18 protein-coding genes are annotated in these 18,805 nt (G+C 29.0%); 9 read left to right on the forward strand and 9 right to left on the reverse strand.

Annotation, left to right across the window (positions count from 1 at the left end; all coding sequences use genetic code 11):
- Window positions 1-125: 125 nt before the first annotated feature.
- Window positions 126-986: a DUF4351 domain-containing protein gene (locus RYO54_RS12395; protein ID WP_315119157.1), complete on the reverse strand. Its 861-nt coding sequence runs from the start codon at window positions 984-986 to the stop codon at window positions 126-128.
- Window positions 987-1,495: 509 nt separating this feature from the next.
- On the opposite strand from RYO54_RS12395, the gene RYO54_RS12400 reads away from it, so the two are divergent.
- Window positions 1,496-3,187 carry a methyl-accepting chemotaxis protein gene (locus RYO54_RS12400; protein WP_315119159.1) on the forward strand — a complete coding sequence of 564 codons (1,692 nt, stop codon included), beginning with the start codon at window positions 1,496-1,498 and terminating at the stop codon, window positions 3,185-3,187.
- 101 nt (window positions 3,188-3,288) lie between these two features.
- Here the strand turns inward: RYO54_RS12400 and RYO54_RS12405 are convergent, their stop codons facing one another.
- Window positions 3,289-4,989, reverse strand: a complete 1,701-nt coding sequence (locus tag RYO54_RS12405) for a methyl-accepting chemotaxis protein (RefSeq protein ID WP_315119162.1) — start codon at window positions 4,987-4,989, stop codon at window positions 3,289-3,291.
- A gap of 290 nt (window positions 4,990-5,279) precedes the next feature.
- On the opposite strand from RYO54_RS12405, the gene RYO54_RS12410 reads away from it, so the two are divergent.
- Entirely contained in the window at window positions 5,280-5,648 is a 369-nt protein-coding gene (locus RYO54_RS12410) for a hypothetical protein (protein ID WP_315119165.1), read from the forward strand.
- Window positions 5,649-5,704: 56 nt separating this feature from the next.
- On the forward strand, window positions 5,705-6,595 hold the full coding sequence (locus RYO54_RS12415) for a prolyl oligopeptidase family serine peptidase (protein WP_315119167.1): 891 nt from the start codon (window positions 5,705-5,707) through the stop codon (window positions 6,593-6,595).
- A gap of 74 nt (window positions 6,596-6,669) precedes the next feature.
- Here the strand turns inward: RYO54_RS12415 and RYO54_RS12420 are convergent, their stop codons facing one another.
- Entirely contained in the window at window positions 6,670-8,727 is a 2,058-nt protein-coding gene (locus tag RYO54_RS12420; RefSeq protein ID WP_315119169.1) for a methyl-accepting chemotaxis protein, read from the reverse strand.
- A gap of 266 nt (window positions 8,728-8,993) precedes the next feature.
- Between RYO54_RS12420 and RYO54_RS12425 the strand changes: the two genes are divergently transcribed.
- Window positions 8,994-9,833 carry a polysaccharide deacetylase family protein gene (locus RYO54_RS12425; protein ID WP_315119172.1) on the forward strand — a complete coding sequence of 280 codons (840 nt, stop codon included), beginning with the start codon at window positions 8,994-8,996 and terminating at the stop codon, window positions 9,831-9,833.
- Window positions 9,834-9,950: 117 nt separating this feature from the next.
- On the opposite strand, the gene RYO54_RS12430 is transcribed toward RYO54_RS12425, so the two are convergent.
- The 4 genes from RYO54_RS12430 to RYO54_RS12445 all read right to left on the reverse strand — a co-directional run bounded on the left by RYO54_RS12430 (window position 9,951) and on the right by RYO54_RS12445 (window position 12,917).
- Window positions 9,951-10,916 carry a DUF4367 domain-containing protein gene (locus RYO54_RS12430; RefSeq protein ID WP_315119175.1) on the reverse strand — a complete coding sequence of 322 codons (966 nt, stop codon included), beginning with the start codon at window positions 10,914-10,916 and terminating at the stop codon, window positions 9,951-9,953.
- Window positions 10,917-10,918: 2 nt separating this feature from the next.
- Complete coding sequence (locus RYO54_RS12435; protein WP_315119177.1) at window positions 10,919-11,479, reverse strand: sigma-70 family RNA polymerase sigma factor; 561 nt, start codon at window positions 11,477-11,479, stop codon at window positions 10,919-10,921.
- Between the two features lie 479 nt (window positions 11,480-11,958).
- Window positions 11,959-12,363, reverse strand: coding sequence for a type VII toxin-antitoxin system MntA family adenylyltransferase antitoxin (locus RYO54_RS12440; protein WP_315119180.1), 405 nt, complete (start codon window positions 12,361-12,363; stop codon window positions 11,959-11,961).
- Between the two features lie 314 nt (window positions 12,364-12,677).
- Complete coding sequence (locus RYO54_RS12445; RefSeq protein WP_315119183.1) at window positions 12,678-12,917, reverse strand: DUF3791 domain-containing protein; 240 nt, start codon at window positions 12,915-12,917, stop codon at window positions 12,678-12,680.
- A gap of 261 nt (window positions 12,918-13,178) precedes the next feature.
- On the opposite strand from RYO54_RS12445, the gene RYO54_RS12450 reads away from it, so the two are divergent.
- The 4 genes from RYO54_RS12450 (at window position 13,179) to RYO54_RS12465 (ending at window position 14,723) form a co-directional block, all read left to right on the forward strand.
- Entirely contained in the window at window positions 13,179-13,742 is a 564-nt protein-coding gene (locus RYO54_RS12450; protein ID WP_315119185.1) for a sigma-70 family RNA polymerase sigma factor, read from the forward strand.
- Window positions 13,735-14,196, forward strand: coding sequence for a helix-turn-helix domain-containing protein (locus RYO54_RS12455; protein ID WP_315119188.1), 462 nt, complete (start codon window positions 13,735-13,737; stop codon window positions 14,194-14,196). Before RYO54_RS12450 ends, RYO54_RS12455 begins: the two co-directional genes overlap by 8 nt.
- A gap of 63 nt (window positions 14,197-14,259) precedes the next feature.
- The gene (locus RYO54_RS12460) at window positions 14,260-14,484 is read left to right on the forward strand and encodes a DUF1659 domain-containing protein (RefSeq protein ID WP_315119191.1); all 225 of its coding nucleotides are present in this window, start codon (window positions 14,260-14,262) and stop codon (window positions 14,482-14,484) included.
- A 20-nt stretch (window positions 14,485-14,504) separates the two neighbouring features.
- Window positions 14,505-14,723, forward strand: coding sequence for a DUF2922 domain-containing protein (locus tag RYO54_RS12465; protein WP_315119194.1), 219 nt, complete (start codon window positions 14,505-14,507; stop codon window positions 14,721-14,723).
- 176 nt (window positions 14,724-14,899) lie between these two features.
- Here the strand turns inward: RYO54_RS12465 and RYO54_RS12470 are convergent, their stop codons facing one another.
- The gene (locus tag RYO54_RS12470; RefSeq protein WP_315119197.1) at window positions 14,900-15,973 is read right to left on the reverse strand and encodes a M14 family metallopeptidase; all 1,074 of its coding nucleotides are present in this window, start codon (window positions 15,971-15,973) and stop codon (window positions 14,900-14,902) included.
- A gap of 320 nt (window positions 15,974-16,293) precedes the next feature.
- Here RYO54_RS12470 and RYO54_RS12475 point away from each other — a divergent pair, with 320 nt between their 5' ends.
- Window positions 16,294-16,449: a hypothetical protein gene (locus tag RYO54_RS12475; protein ID WP_315119199.1), complete on the forward strand. Its 156-nt coding sequence runs from the start codon at window positions 16,294-16,296 to the stop codon at window positions 16,447-16,449.
- Window positions 16,450-16,533: 84 nt separating this feature from the next.
- On the opposite strand, the gene RYO54_RS12480 is transcribed toward RYO54_RS12475, so the two are convergent.
- Entirely contained in the window at window positions 16,534-18,570 is a 2,037-nt protein-coding gene (locus RYO54_RS12480; protein ID WP_315119202.1) for a methyl-accepting chemotaxis protein, read from the reverse strand.
- Window positions 18,571-18,805 lie beyond the last annotated feature (235 nt).

The following is an 18,805-nucleotide window of genomic DNA, read 5'->3' on the forward strand; positions in this document are numbered from 1 at the left end:
TAGCTCTTTTATATTTTACAAATATATTTTCAGAATTAGGCTATGACAGATTAGTTTTCAACTTGTAATTTTCACAAAAAATATTTGAGTATTCAAAACGAGGATTGAAGTACATAACAATTCTCTTAAAGGTACTTTTTCAATTCATCTAAGTTATCAATATCAAATATATCCGTAGCTATAACATCAATAGTCTCTTCATCTAAAGTCTTTATCCTTTGTTTATATTCTTCAGGAATAGATTTAAATTTTTTTATAAGTTGTTTTATAAGAATTTCTGCCTTGCCTTCCTTCATGCCTTCTTTTATCCCATCTTCTCTCAACATCTTTCCTATTTCAGTCATGGACACCAACTCCTTAAATTTTATTTTTGATAATTCATCTCCAAACTTATCAAATAAAGCATATAATAAACTTAAACATTGTAATTTTTCATTACCCTCAGGCATTTTACCTGCTAATTCTATACTGTCTAAGGTTCTTTTGCTTCTACTTTCTTTTCCTCTCATCAAAGGTATAAAACTTAGTGCTACTATATCTTCAGCATTTAAAGTTTCTTCTCTTTCTATTTTATTCTTTAAATACTCTAACTTTTCATCCCCATCTAAGTTTTTCATATAAAAAGCTTCTATTTCATATTTTATAGTTCCTACATCTATATAGGTTTCAACATCTTCTATATCTGCTGAATAAATTACTATAGTTCTTATTTTTCTCTTTTCTTTATAGAAAAGTGATGCATCATAATATAAGAATCTCTTAATATCTTCTTTTTTATCCGTAGTTTGAAATTCAAAATGTAGATAGTTTCCATCTTCTGTGTAAAAAAAATAATCAGTATAGTTAGTTCTAATGTCTATGTTCTTTATTTCAGTTTCTGCTGGAGCTACTATTTTAGTGTCTATTCCAAAAAACTTCACCGCATTATCTTTAAAGAATTCCATAGCCTTTTTTAAAACTGCATCCTCTACCCTATTATAATCCATATTCATCCTCTCTTTCTACTGGTAATTAAATATTAGGCATATACCATATTATTTCCAATAAAAAAAGACTTATGCGAATATATGTTCGGAAATTTATATTGTGACAGATTAGTTTATCAAATATTAGTTCCTATGATTTATTGTGTAAAACTTAAAAATGCTATGTAATGCGGCCTATGCATTTGAGCAAAATCTAGAAATTCTTAATTTATTTTAAAAAAATATCGTTACGATGCTGTACATGTTTGACCGAAGGGAGTTTGTCAGCATTAGAGATTTTTATAAAATAAATTTTAGAAGTTCTTATTGCAGCGAATTAGCATTGCATAGCACTTTTTATTTGTTGCAACCATAAATTAGTTTCCCAATTATAAATTTCTACAAACAATAATTATCACCTAGTAAATATTTCAATTTCATATAGCATAAGTCAAAACTTTGTAGTATAATTCTGTAATAAGTAGAATATGGTGGAATTATTCTTGAAAATGTTGAAGGAGGACTATTACATGAAAGGCTCAACTAAAGGTACTATGAAAATTAAAACAAAATTATTTTTAGTATTAACTTTAGTAACAGCATTTATTTTATCAATAATTGCTACTAATTTTTATACACTCTCAAAATTAAATGGAGATGCTCCTGCTATAAATTTATCAGGAAGTGAAAGAATGAGAAGCTACAAGTTAGCTTATTTTACTGATTTATATATAAAAGAAACAGATTCTACAAAAAAATCTCAGTTAAAAGAAGATATATTAAAAGAAATAAATACCTTTGATAAAATATTAATTGGTTTAGAAAAGGGAGATAACGAGCTAAATTTAATCCCGGCAAAGGATGAGTATAGCATTGAAAAACTAAGCTCCATTAACACAAAATGGAGCAAAATGAAAGAAACATATAATTCGATTATCAATACAGAAGATATAAATTTGCAAAGAAATAATTCTCAATACATAAGTAAAAATGTTAATGATATTGTTGGAGAAATCAATGAATTAGTAAATAATCTTGATACTATTTCTGCTAAAAAAGTAACTTTCTCTAAAAGCATTAGTATTGTATTTTTCTTAATTGCAGTAGGTATTTTCCTATTTATTTTTACATTCATAATAAATACTATCATCACACCTATTGAAAATATAAAAAACAATATGAAAGATATAGCCAATGGAGAAGGAGACCTAACTAAGAGAATACTTATAAAAAGAAAAGATGAAATAGGAGAATTAGCACTATGGTTTAATTCCTTTGTGGAAAATATTCATAATATAGTTGCTAATGTAGTTATAACTACAAAAGGTACAAAGGAAACTTCAGAACAAATATCAGCCATAGCTGTTCAAAACAGTGAAGCTACTGAAACCATTTCCTTCTCTGCACAAAGTGTTTCCTCTGGAAGCAATACACAGACCAATGAGATTGAAAATTTATTTTCTAAAATAGAAGAGTTAACAACTAAAATTAAAGAAATAAATATTATAATCAAAAATGTTGTAGGTAATTCAAAACAGTCAGAGCAAGAAGCCATGAATGGAAACACTAAAATTGAAGAAACAAAAAAACAATTAGATTTAGTAAGAGAAACCATAAATGAAATGGACGAAAAAATGACGTTGTTAGATACTAACTCAAAGGAGATAAGCAAAATAATTGAATTGATAACTAACATCTCCAGCCAAACTAATTTACTTGCTCTCAATGCTTCTATAGAGGCGGCAAGAGCTGGCGAACTTGGCAAAGGCTTTGCTGTAGTAGCTGAAGAAGTAAGAAAACTTGCTGATGAAACAGAAGATGCCACAAAGCAAATAGTACCTTTTATTAAAGAAGTTCAAGGGAATGTCTATTCCATAAAAAACAATATGGGAGAACTTACAAAAGAACTAGATGAAGAATTTACTGTTTTAAATGAAACCATAAATACCCTGCATATCATACTAGAAGGAAGCGAAAACACTGTTTTAGGAGTAGATAATGCAAAAGATATAATGATGGATTTAGATAATAACCTTGAAAATATAAAAGAAATCTTTATAGGTATCATGAATATAACAAGGGAAAATTCAGCAAATATGCAAAATGTAGCTGCTGCTGTAGAAGAGCAATCTGTATCTTCAGAGGAAATATCCTCTTCCATATCCAATTTGTTTTCTATGATTTTAGATCTACATAATAAGGTATCTGGGTTTAGAGTGTAAAGAGAACTTCTTGTATAATACAAAACATTTATGATGTTGTATACTTAAAATCAATAAAATAATTGATAAATAAGGCTATCGTAGATTCGATAGCCTTATTTTTATTCCTTAATCTTAAACACATTTACTTCTTTTAATAATTCATTAGTTAATCCGCTTAAATCCGTAGCTGTCTTTGCTACCTCTCCTGATGAAAAATTCATTTCTTGTGAAGAAGCTGCTATTTGTTCTGAGGAAGCTGATATTTCCTCGGCAATGGATGAGGCTCCTTCTATATTTTCAAAAATCCTATCCTTCTCTTCGTTTATAGCTGTTGCCGACTTATTTAACACATTTATCCTAGGTACTACTTCTTCAATAGATACGATAATATTCTCAAAAGAATCCAATGAATCCTTTATTACATAAGAAGAATCTTTTAGCTCCTTATCTATATCGCTAGTAGCCTCTACAATATTTTTAGTCTCTTTTGATATTTCACTTATGAGAACACTTATATTATTTGAGGACTTTTTACTTTGGTCTGCTAACTTTCTTATCTCCTCTGCAACTACTGCAAATCCCTTGCCGGATTCCCCTGCCCTTGCAGCTTCAATTGCTGCATTTAATGAAAGTAAATTTGTTTGCTCAGATATATTATTTATAAGAATAGTTATCTCGTCTATTTTATTTATGTTATTGCCTAAGCTCTCTATTTTTTCTACAAAATTTTCAAAGGATTGTTCCACATATTCAAAAGATCCCTCTAAGTTTTTCATCTTATTGCTACTTCCATTGGCGGTAATGGCAATTTCATTTGAAACATTGTTTACTTCATTTAATCCATTAACTACTTCTTTGATGTTATTTCCAAAGCCTTCTAATATATTAGTTATGTCCACTAAACTTCCTGCTTGTTCTCCAGTGCCCTTTGCCACATCACTTATAGCAGTTGATATATTTTCAGAAGAGGAGGCCATTTCCTCCGAGATTGCGCTTAAATTCTCACAAGAACCATTTATTGAATTACTTTTCTCTTTTAAACTTTTTACAATATTTCCAAAGTTATTTATTGTACTTTGTATGTACATTTTCATTTTTTCAAATTCATTTTTGCCTTCTTCTTCAAGTTGTAAATCTAAATTTCCTAAGGACATTTCCTTTAATATACCATCTATTTCTTTTAAAAATCTATTAAAATTCTTAACGGTTATTGTAGATAATAAAGCAAAAATCATTATACAAAAGGCTATAATTACCAGAAGTATAGCTCTATTGCTAACAAATATTTCATTACTTTCTACCTTATGATTTTCTGCCAATTTAATATTGTACTCTTGAAAATCATCTAAAAATTTTTCTATTTGCATTCCCGCTTCTGTTATTTTATCCGCTTCTTCCTTTGATAAGGGATCCCCCCCTTTAGATGACATAACGGATTTCTTTGCTATATCCAAATAAGTATTATAGCTCTCTTCAAAGGTCTTTAGATATTTTAATTGTGTTTCATCAGAATTAGACTTGTACTCATCGATGCTCACCCTTATTTTTTCATCACTTTTATCTATAAGATCCATATACCTTTCATCAAAATTTAAATCCGCATTAGCACAGTTTAGTCTTATGAGCACAAAATTTTCTTTTATATTGGATATGTTAGTGATAGGAATCAACCCATCTTCATAAATAGCTGAAATATTACTATTGATTCTAGCTATGCTAGTTATGCCATATGCTCCAATAATCAAATTAGAGATTATCGCAATAATTGATAAAATTATTATGGTAGTAGATACTTTTAAATTCTTAAATAATTTTTTCAATTTACTCCCCCCTTAAAATGTTTTAACAATATACTGCAATAAATTGATTATATTACCAAAAGTATTTAAACAAATTATATCATGTTTAGCTATATTTATCATTAATTTTTCAGAATATTTTATTATTTATCTTTAATTATACTAGTTATATTTAATTTTTTCTATAATTCAGCTTTAAAACTTATTAAAATCATGATATAATATTCTAGGTTTTGTAAAAATATATAATATATATTAATTATGGAAATTAAAATTTTCAATAATTTATAATTATTTAAGGGGGAAAACTTATGAATGAACAAAAAGCACTAAGCTCTATAAAAAGTGCATGGATGTGGGCAGTCATGTCTGGCTCTTTAACGTTAATTTTATTTATATTATCTCAAGCAGGCTTTATCAACTTATACATGGATTCTCTAATCATTGTCGATATACTCATAGTATGGGGACTAGCTTTTGGAATATATAAAAAAAGTAGAGTGTGTATAATATTATTATTTATTTACTTTATATTAGATAAAATTATTATGGTGATTTCTCAAGGTACAACTCCTAATACTATATGGTTAGTTATAGCTGGAGGAATTTATATACAAGGAATAAGAGGAACATTTTATTATCATAAAAATATGAAAAACGAAGAACCTACATTAATGTAATCTTGTCTTGTTATATATACAAAAAAGAAAAATAGTTAAAAAGCAAAGGAGATTCTATGAGTAAAAAAACTTATAACATTTTTGCGATAATTTTACTGTGTTCGATGTTTTTAGCGGGTTGTTCTAGTAATGATTCCCCTAAGAATGATAACTTTTCTGGATCTTATGAGAAGGATATACAAACATTTCAATCATCTTTTGTAAAAAAAGCTCCTTCAATTGATGAATATGAAAATTCAACTCCTCCATCATATGTTTCACAAGTTGAATATGAATCTGATGGATTAAAACTAAAGGCATGGGTTTTAAATGACCCAAAGGATGGTTATAAATATCCTGCTGTGGTTTTCATGCATGGCGGCTTTTCATTTGATGAAATTGATTGGGCTGTTGCAGAGGACTATATTGATCGTGGTTATGTAGTTATGACGCCTATGGTTCGTGGCGAAAACGGCAACCCAGGTAATTTTGAATATTTTTATGGGGAAGTAAAGGATTGTATAGCTGCCGGAAAGTATTTGGCCAAGCTTCCTTATGTTGATGAGAATAATGTGTTCTTAATGGGACATAGTGCAGGAGGATCTTTAGGAGTTTTAGCATCATTAACAGATTCACCATACAAAGCCATTGCTACTAACGGTGCATCCTATGGTACTGAAATTTATTTTAAGCAAAGAAAAGAACGCATACCATTTGAATATAATAAAGACGAAATACATATACGCTCATCTCATGAATATGCAAATAGTATAAAAACACCTGTTTATTCCTTCGTAGGTAAAGATGATGTAGGAATAATGTACTTATCAGAAGAATTTGAAAAACAAACAAAAAAATTTGATGCACCATATAAACTAATAGTTATAGATGGAGATCATAACGACTCCCTATATGAAGCTATACAGTTAAGTGCAGATATATTTGATTCATATGTGGAAAAGAAATAGAGTGGCTTGCCACTCTATTTCTTTTTTGAATCTGGAAAGTTACGCTCAATAGTTTCTTTTTCCCAAAATCCATATTATATCTTAAATTTACCCGTTTCTTCATTAAGTTTTTCTGCTACTTCTTTTAAATCAAAAGAAAAACTGGATAATTCAGAAGCTCCTGCAGTCATCTCCTCTGCTGAAGCTGCGATCTCCTCTGAAGCTGCAGCATTTTTCTCAGATACTAAAGATATAGTTTTTACCTTTTCTAATACTATTTCCTTAGACTCTACAGTGTTTTTAACAGATTTATACAAATCATCTATTAAAGGAGCTATACTAACTACAGAATTTAACATATCATTTAAAGATACTTTAGTGTTTCCAGCTATACTGTTCTGATCATCCACAAGATTTTTAACACTATTAGAAGTTTCTATTACATTCTCAGTTTCATTTTTTATATTATGTACTAAACCTTGAATTTCAGCAACAGATTCCTTTGACTGCTCCGCCAAATTTCTAACTTGATCTGCTACTACAGCAAAACCTCTTCCTGCCTCACCAGCTCTAGCCGCTTCTATAGCTGCATTTAAAGCTAAAAGATTTGTTTGCTCTGATATATTATTTATAACATCAGTTATGCTACCTATTTTTAACACACTAATATTTAATCCAGCAATCTTATTGGAAACTATATCGAAAGCATCTTTTATATTTTCTATAGATTTTAATAAATTATCTATTTCTTCTTTTCCTACTCTAGCTTTATTTTCTGTTTCATTAGAATTATTTTTTATAATAACTATTTTTTCATGAATATTTTGAAGCTCTTCAGATAAATCAGACATATAATTTACAGTCTCCATCAAATCTCCTGTTTGTTCTGAAGATCCTTGTGCTATATCCTGTACTGCTAAAGCTACCTCTGAAGTAATATTAGTCATTTTATCTGCATTATCATTTAAACTTATAGATCTAATATTTACTTTATCACTTTCATTTTTTATAATACCTATAGTATGTTTTAAACTATAACACATTTCTCTAAAGCCTTTTGCTAAAACTCCTAATTCATCATCATTTTTAACATTAATTTCTACATCAAATTCGCCCTTAGATACTCTTTCTGATACCTGCACCAACTCATTAATAGGATTAATAATACTTTTAGATACAGACATCATAATTAAGGCTAATAAAATAAAACATATTATAGATATTACAGTTATAATAGTTACCATTTCTTTTATAGCATTTTGTACATTTTCCATAGAAAGCCCTACATTCAATGCCCCTATATGAATTCCAGATTTATATAAAGGAACTGAAACGTCATAAACCTCTATACTGTCTTTATATAGAAGAGTTGAAGCGTATGGTTCATTATCTACTGCTGCAGTCTTGCTACCTATATCATCCACGGTATTCCCAATTCTATCTCTTTCACTATGAGCTATAATTTTTAAATCCTTGTTTATAATTAATGCATACTCCATGCCTTCATCTTTTGCCAAGTCATCTAATAACTTTTGTACATCCATGCTATTGCTCATTTCTTCAATCTTATTGGCAAGCATGCCTATTTGTATAACCCCTCCTCCATTTTTCTTAACATATCCATATTTATAATAATCATTATCATCTACACTTTTTCTTATATCCTCCATAAATTCATCTTTCTCACCTTTTATAATAGGGAGAATCATTTCTCGATCACTATAATTAGCATTTATAACGGCAGGTATATTAGAATATACAATCTTTCCCGATGCATCTGATACATTAATTTCATCTATATCAAAGGTTGTTACTATATTTTTTAGATAGTCATTATCTACAGATGATATGTTGTTATTTATTAACTTGCCTATATTTTTAATTTTATCTTCTATAATTTTATTTAATTCAGTCAAAACTTCTTCATTTTTCCCGATATCATTAGATACCTGCTCCGCTAAATTCATACCATCCATTCTCATCTGATCCATCATTTTTCTCTTAGATACACTTATTGCTGCACTTGATAATACGGAAATTATGATTAGCATTATAACTAATGGTGTCATTAAGGTCTTAGATTTAATAGATTTCTTATTACTTTTGTTTTTTATTAGCTTTATTTTTTTCATTGTACCCTTCACCTTCCTCATATAATATTAATTTTTTCATATAATTACCCCTTTCTTTAATATTTATATTGTCGAATAAATCGCAGATGTTTTTAATAATAATTTTGTATTTTGTCATTTTATGATGTTTTTTGTTTGTATTAAAGTAAGATTGGCGGCACGCTAAGTTTTTGATTAGTGTGATTTTTATAATTGCAACTTATATATAAATTTAAATAATAAACATATGAGTGGGATAACATAATAACTGTAGTTATATATTAAATTAGAAATGAGGTGAAAAAGGCGTGAAATCTTTTAAAAAGGTTTTAATTTTTGTTCTAATTATACTAACTGTAATAATTATGACCCCATATGAATGTAAAGCTATGTATAGTGGCAGAGCATGTATTAGCAATGAAACAGAGTGCAGCGAATTTATACATAAGAATATTTTTTCAGAAGAAATACCATTGAAATACAATGACGAAGGGGTATGTGTACTTATGTACCACTCCATAGGTTATGAAAAAAATAATGGCTTGCGAATGCCAGAACAACAATTTAGAGAGCAAATGAAATATATAAAAGACAATGGATATACTACTTTAACTATGGATGAACTATACAGTTTCTTTACAGAAAATAAACCTATACCTAAAAAATCTTTAGTTATAACTTTTGACGATGGATACTTAGATAATTATAAATATGCTTATCCTATACTTAAAGAATTTGATCTTAAAGCAACAATATTTGTCATTGCAAGCAATATAGATAAAGATAATAGGTCTATGAATTCACAGCAGCTTAAGGAATTACAAGCTAATGGAATAGATATACAAAGCCATACTTTAAATCACGAAGAGTTAAATAAGCTTTCTTATGAAAAACAGCTACAAACTTTAAAAGAATCTAAAGAAATTATAGAAAAAGCCTTAGACAAGAAGGTAAATTACATAGCTTACCCCTATGGCAGATATAATGAAGATACAATAAGAGCAGTAAAAGATGCAGGATATACTATGGGATTTGCAACAGGAGGCAGAGTCTCAAGAAAAAATAACGGAATATATACTTTACGTAGGATAGGGGTAGTAGCTGGTGACGAGATGAGTGTATTCATAGGAAAATTAAAAAGCCAATAATATATTTTTCTACTTTTTACGTAAAAACCTCAGCTAAAAGGCAAGTACCCATAGCTGAGGTTTTACAATTTTATAACTTGAATATAATATTAATTTTTAACAATAAAATATAGATAATTATTTAATAGACTCTGCAATCTTTATTAGTTCATCCTTTGAAATATTTCCTCTACCTGATAGTCCATAAAGCACATTCTTATATTCCCAATCAATAGATTTATCATCAATTATCACTGCATCTACACCATTAATCTTTATTTCTTCAACTGTTCCCGCTGTTCCATCTGCGTATCCCATTTCTTCTGAAGCAAATCTTTGTTGCATATAAATAGTTTTTCCTGTTTTCTCATTAACAAACCATAAATCAGTAACTTTATCGCTTATATCTCCATTTTCTCTCTTGTAAAGTTCTGCTCTCTCAAATTTATAGCCTTCTGGCAGATAAGAAGGAAGCTTAGCTTCAAAACAAAGGTAGTCGCTCAATTCGTTAGCATCTTTTAATTCTAACATTCCTTCTTTTCTCATTTTTTTCTCTTGCTCTACAGTGATTATTTCTCCATTTGAAAGGTTAGCAATTTTTTCACCATTTGCTGCGTACATATCCTCAGCATTTTCTTTTGTAACTATTTCTATTTTATTTCCATGTTTATCAAAAATTTTGCCTTTAAATTCTTCTGGAACAGGAATATTTTCCATCTTAGAACTTTCTACTTGTACAACACTTATATGTCCTAAAGATATTGTTTTTATTATTTTATCCGCTATTTCACGTGCAAATGCTGGTTTTATTAAAGAAACACTGATTACTCCTACTGCTGCAACTGATGCTATTTTAGCTATATAAGACTTCTTATTTAACTTTTTCATATTATTATCCCCTTTATTTTCATTCATATTTTTTAGAACTCTATTGGATACAGCTTCTTTATTGCTGTCTTTACTAAAATCCTTCTCTGCTAAAGTCTTTCCCAGTTTTAAAATTTCATTGTATTCTTGGGAATTTGAGCTATTAGGATCTTCTATGCCATTAAAATAAGCATCCATGTCTATTGAAAATTTATCTTCAATGCTTTTTTTATTCACGGCTATTCCTCTCTTTCCATTTCTACTTTTAATTTTTTCATTGACCTGTAAAGTATTACTCCAACATTACTTTCACTAATATCTAATATTTGTGCTATTTCCTTATTTCTTATATTTGCCCCGAATTTAAGTGCTACAATATTTCTCTCTCTTTTATTCAAAGTATCCAAGGCCTTTGAAAGTTTAGCATTGGTTTCCGCTGTTACAACCATACTTTCTGGAGTTTTTTCTCTTGATACTAACTCCTTAATTGTGTAAAGAGAAAAGAATTGATGTTTCTTTAGACTTCTAAAATAATCATTTACTACATTTCTAGCAATAGCAAAAACCCATACTTCAAATGGCGCTTTACCCTCTGAATATGATTCAATTTTAAGCATTATTTTTTCAAAAACCTGGCTTGTTAAATCTTCTGCTGTATAATCACAATTAACTCGATAATATATATAGTTATAGACTCTTTTGTAATACTTATTAAAAATATCAGTAAGTTCTTCCTCTGCACATACTGTTTTTTTGACTTCTCTTTTATCAAGGGCATCATTCACCGCAAGCTGCTGCATATTTAAAAATTCTTCCTTTCATTAGGCATATTCAAGTGACTAATAGATTAACTCATTTGAACTATCATTTCATTTCATATGCCTTAACTTTTTTTACTTAGCTAAGTAATCTTCATATGTTAATACGCAAAACTTTCCATTCCATTACATTATAGTAAAATCAAAGACACATCCTCAATTATTTCATAACTTTGTAATAGGACATAACTGTCCCCCATAATGCTACATCCATGTCCTATACAATAGGACAAAACTGACCATAGAATAAATATAAGATAATAATTAAAACTTAATAGTATATAGTGACGTTTAGATGTTTAGATATTTAGTTTTTTAGATATTAAAAAAAATCCCTTAACAGGGATTTTCATTAAATTTACAATTATTTATAAATCATGGGCATTTCTATTTATTATGTTCACTTTGTTTATCCAATACTACTAATAAACACATTGAAATTATCTAAATGCTTTTCAATATTAACTATATATACTTCCCCTTTCTTTTATACCCTTTAAAATTATTTCTCTTTCTTCGTTTAATAAAGCATATTCTTTAAGGGTTCTCATTTCAAAATACATTCTTTTAGTTTCATCTGTACAATAAATTTTTATCCCTGTACCTACTATTTGAGCCTTAAATACAGTAGATGCTTTCTTTAAATCTATTAAATCTATATCTCTATTTAAATTGCTAGCTAACTCTTGAGCTATCATAAAAATCTCATAGTCTGAAAAGCTCTCCTCACTTAAAAAAGCTATATCAATATCACTATCTTCTCTTAAGATTCCCTTTGCTGCTGAACCAAAAACATATATTAAATAAGGATTAATTCTTTTTACCAATACTTCGTTGATATCATTGATAAAATCTTTATTCAGCACTTTCAACACCACCTGTTAAATAATATATCTAATTCTATTATATCCTAATTTATATTATATTTAAACATTGCTTCATTTTGCGTCGTAGCAAAAATTCATACTCATCTATTATCTTATCCCATGTGATATTTCCACTCTACTAATAGGACATAACTGTCCCCCATGATGTTACATCCATGTCCTATACAATAGGACAAAACTGTCCATAGAATAAATATAAGATAATAATTAAAACTTAGTAGTATATAGTTTTAGATATTAAAAAAATCCCTTAACAGGATTTTCATTAAATATATAATCTATTTATCTATAATTTATTTATCTAAAAATCTATTAATATTGTTTAATGCTCCCCTTTCTTTTAATACCTCTATTAAATCTTCTACTATATAATGTTTACTCTGAGAGTGTAATGGTTCATAGCATGGTATAATGTAATCATCCAAAATATTAGTATCCTTAATTAGTTTGTATACTTTTCTGGCTTCTATTCCTAAGCTTTCTGATAAGCTTTCAATGCAAAAAATAGTAAATTCTAACTTTCTTTCATCCATTACAGCACCTTCAAATATTTTTATTCTTGTATATATTTATACTTCTTTTCTAATTATTCTTATTACATATTATAGCATAAAATCTATCTTAATAATCGCTTTTATTAATCTAAATAAAGCATCAGAAAGCATAATTAAAAATTATTTCCTTTGAAATCAATTTATATTTAAGAAATCCAAAATGCTATGTAATGCTTTTATGTTAAAAATTGGACACCTTCCTCATCTTTTGTGTTTATACATATACGAGGTGATGAATTAATGAGGGACGTGGAAAGTTTAGTTGATAGAGCTAAAAAGGGAGATAAGTCTTCTTTAGAGGAGTTGATTAAAGCTTTAACCCCTTTAATTATGAAAGAATCATCGAAGGTATACTTAAAAGGCTATGATAGGGAAGATTTGATTCAAATTGGTAATCTATCTTTATTAAAGGCTCTGGATAAGTACGATACAAGCAAGAAAAATTTTATTGGATATGCAGCTATGGCAATTAAAAATAATTATTATTATTTGATAAGAAGGGAATGTAAGGAAAACTATGAGGCAAGCCTAAATAAAGAAATAGGAGAGGATATTTATATAGTGGATACTCTAAAGAGTACAGAAAATATAGAAGAGAATTTTATTAAAAAAGAGGAATATAAAAAGCTATATTCTGCTTTAAAAAAGCTCTCTAAAGAAGAGATCCATATAATTAACTGGATATATTTTGAGAGAAAAAAACTAACAGACTATGCCACAGAAAACAATCTTTCCTACAGTAAAGCTAGATATTTAAAGGATAAAACTATTAATAAACTTAAGGGGGATATGATGGATGGATAATTATACTCTTTTATCAAATGATTTAATACATATGGACATGAGCATAGGAGCATTTAAGCTATACAGCATTTTATCCACCTATTGTTATGGGAGAAAAGATAGTTGTTTCCCCTCTCAGAAAACCCTAGCTAATGATATGGGAAAATCCACTAGAACCATCAGAAGATATTTAAGTGAGCTAGAGGATAATGATTTAATTAGAATAAAAAGAAGAGGTTCAAATTCAAGTATTTATACCTTGGTTGAGAAGACTGAGAGATTTTACATAGATAAATATAAAGTCATCATAGACAACATAAAAACCACATCAAGTAAAAAAGAAAGCAGATCATATAAATCTAAATTAGATAAATTTAGTGACTACCCTCAAAGAAAATACAATTTTAAATTGCTAGAAGAAGCTTTATTGAAAAGAGATGGAGAAATTAAATATAATGAAGTTTCAGCAATATAAAATAAGAAAAACTTCCTCACTTTTTTAAATAGTGCATATGTAATAGTGAAGGGAGTTGATATCATGGCTGCTACAGCAGACAAGTTCAAAACCAGTTTAATTTTGGAGTACAGCATTGGTCAAAACGAAGATGGAAAGGATATAATCAGAAGACAAAAATTTTCTTCCATTAAAATTGATGCTTTAGATGATGATCTTTTCCAAATAGCTAATGCATTCTCTCCACTATTGGAACATGAAGTTATAAGTCTTAAAAAGCAAGATGACAGCGTAATACTTGATTATTAAAATTAAAGGAGGGGTTTTAATTGGCTAGGAGTTTAGTTATGACCTTTGTAAACATAGGTGGTAAAAAATCAAACATCACACTTAATAACGTTAAAGAAGATTTAACCGCTGAAGAAGTGAATAAAGCAATGGATGTAGTCATAGACAAAAATGTATTTCAAAGTAAGGATGGAGATTTAGTATCTAAGGACTCAGCTAAAATAGTTGATAGAACAACTAGGGAAATTGATTTAGCGTAATAAAAACATTTACTCTAATAAGAGCATTTTACTCTAAAGGCAAAGGGCAAATCACTCTTTGCCTTTATGCTTTTATAAACAACAAAAGAGATAACTCTAGATAAAATTTAAGTTAGAGTTATCCCCTATAATCATATTTTGAGTAAGGTCTGCCTCCACACCTAAGTGGAACTAGCTTATTTCTTTACAGAAGGTCCTGTCTTTGGAATATTTTCTGCTATACTTATATCAGCTTCATATAAAGAACCATCAGCAGTTGAAGAAATTAAGGACATCATAACTTCCACAAAGGTTCTTTTTAAATATCCTGAAGATTTTTGTCCAAGAGATTGCATATTTCCTCTCATTTCAACTAAAACACTTCCTGAACCTGCGATACCGTATGAATTTCTAGCTATACCTTCATAAGCTCCACCATCGTATAAACTTACCTCTGAAAATCCATAGTGTTCTAAATCAGTATAAATAACAGAACACATCTTTTTAGATAATTCTACAGCTTCTGGCTTAGCTTTTGGATCTGTAGGCCAAAGTATTGAAGTTTTTATCATATTACCATTTTCCTCATTAATGTAAGTTCCTTGATGATGTAAGTCTATTACCCATTCTGGCTTAATTTCTTTATATGCATTTAATACAGCTACAGCTTCTGGAACTGGATTTGTTGGGTAAGTTTTTCCTCCATCCTTTTTATAGAGAGGACTATCCTCCCAATTCTGCCAATGCCATCTGTTCATGTCATAACCAACACCTTCTACTGCATAGTTAACCTTAGGAGCTGTTGGGTCTACATTATATCTATGATGCAATTCTGTTCCATCTACATTTACCCTAGGCACAATATAAACAGTTACTTCTTTTAATATGTCCTGAACATTTTTATTTCCTGTAGATAAGAATTTTAGCACTTCTAATGCAGCTTCTGTTCCAAGGGGCTCATTTCCATGCTGTTGAGTTATTACCATAACACTCTTAGGCCCATTTCCAACTTTAGCTAGGTATATGTCTCTTCCTTGATTTGACTTACCAGCTACAGTTAACTCCATAGCTCCCTTTGATGATTTTTCAATTTGTTTTAATATTTTTGTTAACTCCTCGTAGTTATGTAGGCTGCTTAAATTTACATTTTGAGTTTCAGTTATCCAAGGTCCATTTGGCTTTAATGGTTTCTCCCCTGCATAAATAGTAGCAGAAGTAGTGAGCACCATTGTTAAGCCTAGGGCAGTAATCATTGATATTTCCTTTTTCATAATATTCCTCCTTTTTTAATTATTACACCTTTATTATAAGTCATAATCAAGTATTATTTTGTCAAATCACAGGAATAATTTCCAATTATTTTTCGATAATTTTCTTTCTATTTAATATATTATTAAAAAACATTGTATTGACATTTTGCTCTTAAAGGCAAAGGGCAAATTACTCTTTGCTTTTATATTTTTATCCCATTGTTACTACCCATTTTACGGAAATTATGTGTTTATATGCTATATGTAAAAGTATAACGTATGAAGGGATGGGATCATATTGACAATTGAAACTATGGGGGTTAAGACATTTTTAAAGAAGGTTGAAAGAGACAGGATACAAAATGGCCTTCACTACAAAAAGAGGATTTGCAAATATAAGTAATGGTTTATATGAATTAAAAAGAGTTTTCATAAGTGGCCATACCGGAATAGAAAAGTTTGAAAAAAGATTAATGAATGGATTTGAGGAAATGTAAATACTTCTTTTAAAATAACAAAAAACCACGCTAAGTTTCTACTTAACGTGGTTTTTAAGTTGAGTTTTCATATTTTCTTATTTTTTATATTTTAAATTTATTAGTTTCCTTATTAAGTTTTTCTGATACCTCTTTTAAATCTAAAGAAACAATAGACAATTCAGAAGCTCCTGCGCTCATTTCTTCCGATGAGGCTGCAATTTCCTCTGAAGCTGCAGAGGTCTTCTCTGATACCAAAGATATAGTTTTTACTTTTTCTAATACTATTTCTTTAGACTCTATAGTATTTTCAGCAGATTTATACAAATCATCTATTAAAGGTGATATGCCCACTATAGAATCTAACATATCATTTAAAGAAGTCTTAGTACTTTCCGCTATGTTAGTCTGGTCATCTACAAGATTTTTAACGCCATTAGATGTTTCCAATACATTCTCAGTCTCAATTTTTATATTATGAACTAAATCTTGAATTTCACTAATGGAATCCTGTGACCTCTCAGCTAAACTTCTAACCTGCTCCGCTACTACGGCAAATCCTCTACCAGCCTCACCAGCTCTAGCTGCTTCTATAGCTGCATTCAAAGCTAAAAGATTGGTTTGCTCTGATATACTATTAATCACATCAGTTATGCTTCCTATTTTTAATACACTTACATTTAATCCATTAATTTTATTTGAAACCATATCAAAAGCACTTTTTATATCTTCTATGGATTTTAATAAATTATCTATCTCTTCTTTTCCAATTCTAGCTTTATTTTCTGTTTCATTAGAACTATTTTTTATAATAGATACTTTTTCATTTATATTTTGAAGTTCTTCAGATAGCTTGGACATATAATTTACAGCTTCCATCAAATCCCCTGTCTGCTCTGAAGATCCTTGTGCTATATCTTGTACTGCTAAAGCCACTTCTGACGTAATATCAGTCATTTTATCTGCATTATCATTTAAATTTCTAGATTTATCATTTATTTTATCACTTTCACTTTTTATGATGCTTATAGTATTTTTTAAACTATCGCACATTGCCTTGAAACCTTTAGCTAAAGCTCCTAGCTCATCATTGTTTTTAACATCAATTTCTATATCAAATTCACCATTGGATATTTTTTCAGATACTCTCACCAAATTCTTAACAGGATTAATAATACTTTTAGATATAGCCATCATAATTAATGCCACTAAAATAAAACATATTATAGATATTACAACTATAATAACTATCATTTCTCTTATAGCATTCTGTACATTTTTCATGGAAAGTCCTACGTTCAACGCCCCTACATGAACTCCAGATTTATATAATGGTACTAAAACATCGTAAACCTCTATAGTATCTTTATATAAAAGAGTTGAAGAGTGTATTCCATTGTCTACTGCTGCAGTCCTGCTCCCTATATCATCTACAGTGCTTCCAATTCTATCCTTATCACTATGAGCTGTAACTTTTAAACTTTTATCTATAATTAGTGCATATTCCATGCCTTCATCTTTTGCCAAGTCGTCCAACAACTTTTGCAAATCCATGCTATTGCTCATTTCTTCAATTCTATTAGCAAGTATGCCAATTTGTATAACTCCTCCGCCATTTTTTCTAATATATCCATACTTATAATAATTATCTTCGACTATACTTTTTCTTACATCTTCCATAAGCTCTTCCTTCTCACCTTTTATAACAGGGAGAACTATTTTTTTCTCATCATAATTTTCATTTACAACAGCAGGTATATTTGAATATATAATTTTACCCGATGGATCTGACACATTGATTTCATCTACATTAAAAGTTTGTGCCATAATTTTTAAATAATCATTATTTACAGATGACATATTATTATTTATAAACTTACCCATATTCCTGATTTGGTTTTCTATAATTTCATTAAATTCGGTTAAAATCTCCTGATTTTTACCGATTTCACTGGATACTTGTTTCGCTAAATTAACACCATCCGTTCTCATTTGGGCTATTATTTTTCTTTCAGCTACATTTATTGCTGCTGCTGATAATATAGAATTTATAATTAGAATTATAACTAATGGTGTTATTAAAATTTTAGACTTTATAGATTTTTTACCCTTTTCACCTTTTCTTAGCTTTATTTTTTTCATCCTATCTTTCACCTTCCCTATACGAAATCAATTTTCACATAATAACTACATTCATTAATATTTATATTATCGAATATAAATGTAATAATTTCAGTAATAATTTTATATTTTTACATTTTATGTAACCTTTTGTCAATTTTCAGGTGGGGTCTGACTCCTTTGCGAGACGTAGCCGAGCTTGTTAGGAGTGTTACCCATTTTACGGGAATTATGTGTTTATATGTTATATATGAAA

The sequence above is a fragment of the uncultured Clostridium sp. genome (assembly GCF_963515715.1).
In the GTDB taxonomy this organism is placed as follows: Bacteria; Bacillota; Clostridia; order Clostridiales; family Clostridiaceae; genus Clostridium_AW.

Excerpts from the sequence above, each read along its gene's own strand:
- RYO54_RS12395 (WP_315119157.1), bottom strand. The coding sequence starts at position 986 with ATGGATTATAATAGGGTAGAGGATGCAGTTTTAAAAAAGGCTATGGAA.
- RYO54_RS12400 (WP_315119159.1), top strand. The coding sequence starts at position 1,496 with ATGAAAGGCTCAACTAAAGGTACTATGAAAATTAAAACAAAATTATTT.
- RYO54_RS12410 (WP_315119165.1), top strand. The coding sequence starts at position 5,280 with ATGAATGAACAAAAAGCACTAAGCTCTATAAAAAGTGCATGGATGTGG.
- RYO54_RS12415 (WP_315119167.1), top strand. The coding sequence starts at position 5,705 with ATGAGTAAAAAAACTTATAACATTTTTGCGATAATTTTACTGTGTTCG.
- RYO54_RS12420 (WP_315119169.1), bottom strand. The coding sequence starts at position 8,727 with ATGAGGAAGGTGAAGGGTACAATGAAAAAAATAAAGCTAATAAAAAAC.
- RYO54_RS12435 (WP_315119177.1), bottom strand. The coding sequence starts at position 11,479 with ATGCAGCAGCTTGCGGTGAATGATGCCCTTGATAAAAGAGAAGTCAAA.
- RYO54_RS12445 (WP_315119183.1), bottom strand. The coding sequence starts at position 12,917 with ATGGATGAAAGAAAGTTAGAATTTACTATTTTTTGCATTGAAAGCTTA.
- RYO54_RS12450 (WP_315119185.1), top strand. The coding sequence starts at position 13,179 with ATGAGGGACGTGGAAAGTTTAGTTGATAGAGCTAAAAAGGGAGATAAG.
- RYO54_RS12455 (WP_315119188.1), top strand. The coding sequence starts at position 13,735 with ATGGATAATTATACTCTTTTATCAAATGATTTAATACATATGGACATG.
- RYO54_RS12460 (WP_315119191.1), top strand. The coding sequence starts at position 14,260 with ATGGCTGCTACAGCAGACAAGTTCAAAACCAGTTTAATTTTGGAGTAC.
- RYO54_RS12470 (WP_315119197.1), bottom strand. The coding sequence starts at position 15,973 with ATGAAAAAGGAAATATCAATGATTACTGCCCTAGGCTTAACAATGGTG.
- RYO54_RS12480 (WP_315119202.1), bottom strand. The coding sequence starts at position 18,570 with ATGAAAAAAATAAAGCTAAGAAAAGGTGAAAAGGGTAAAAAATCTATA.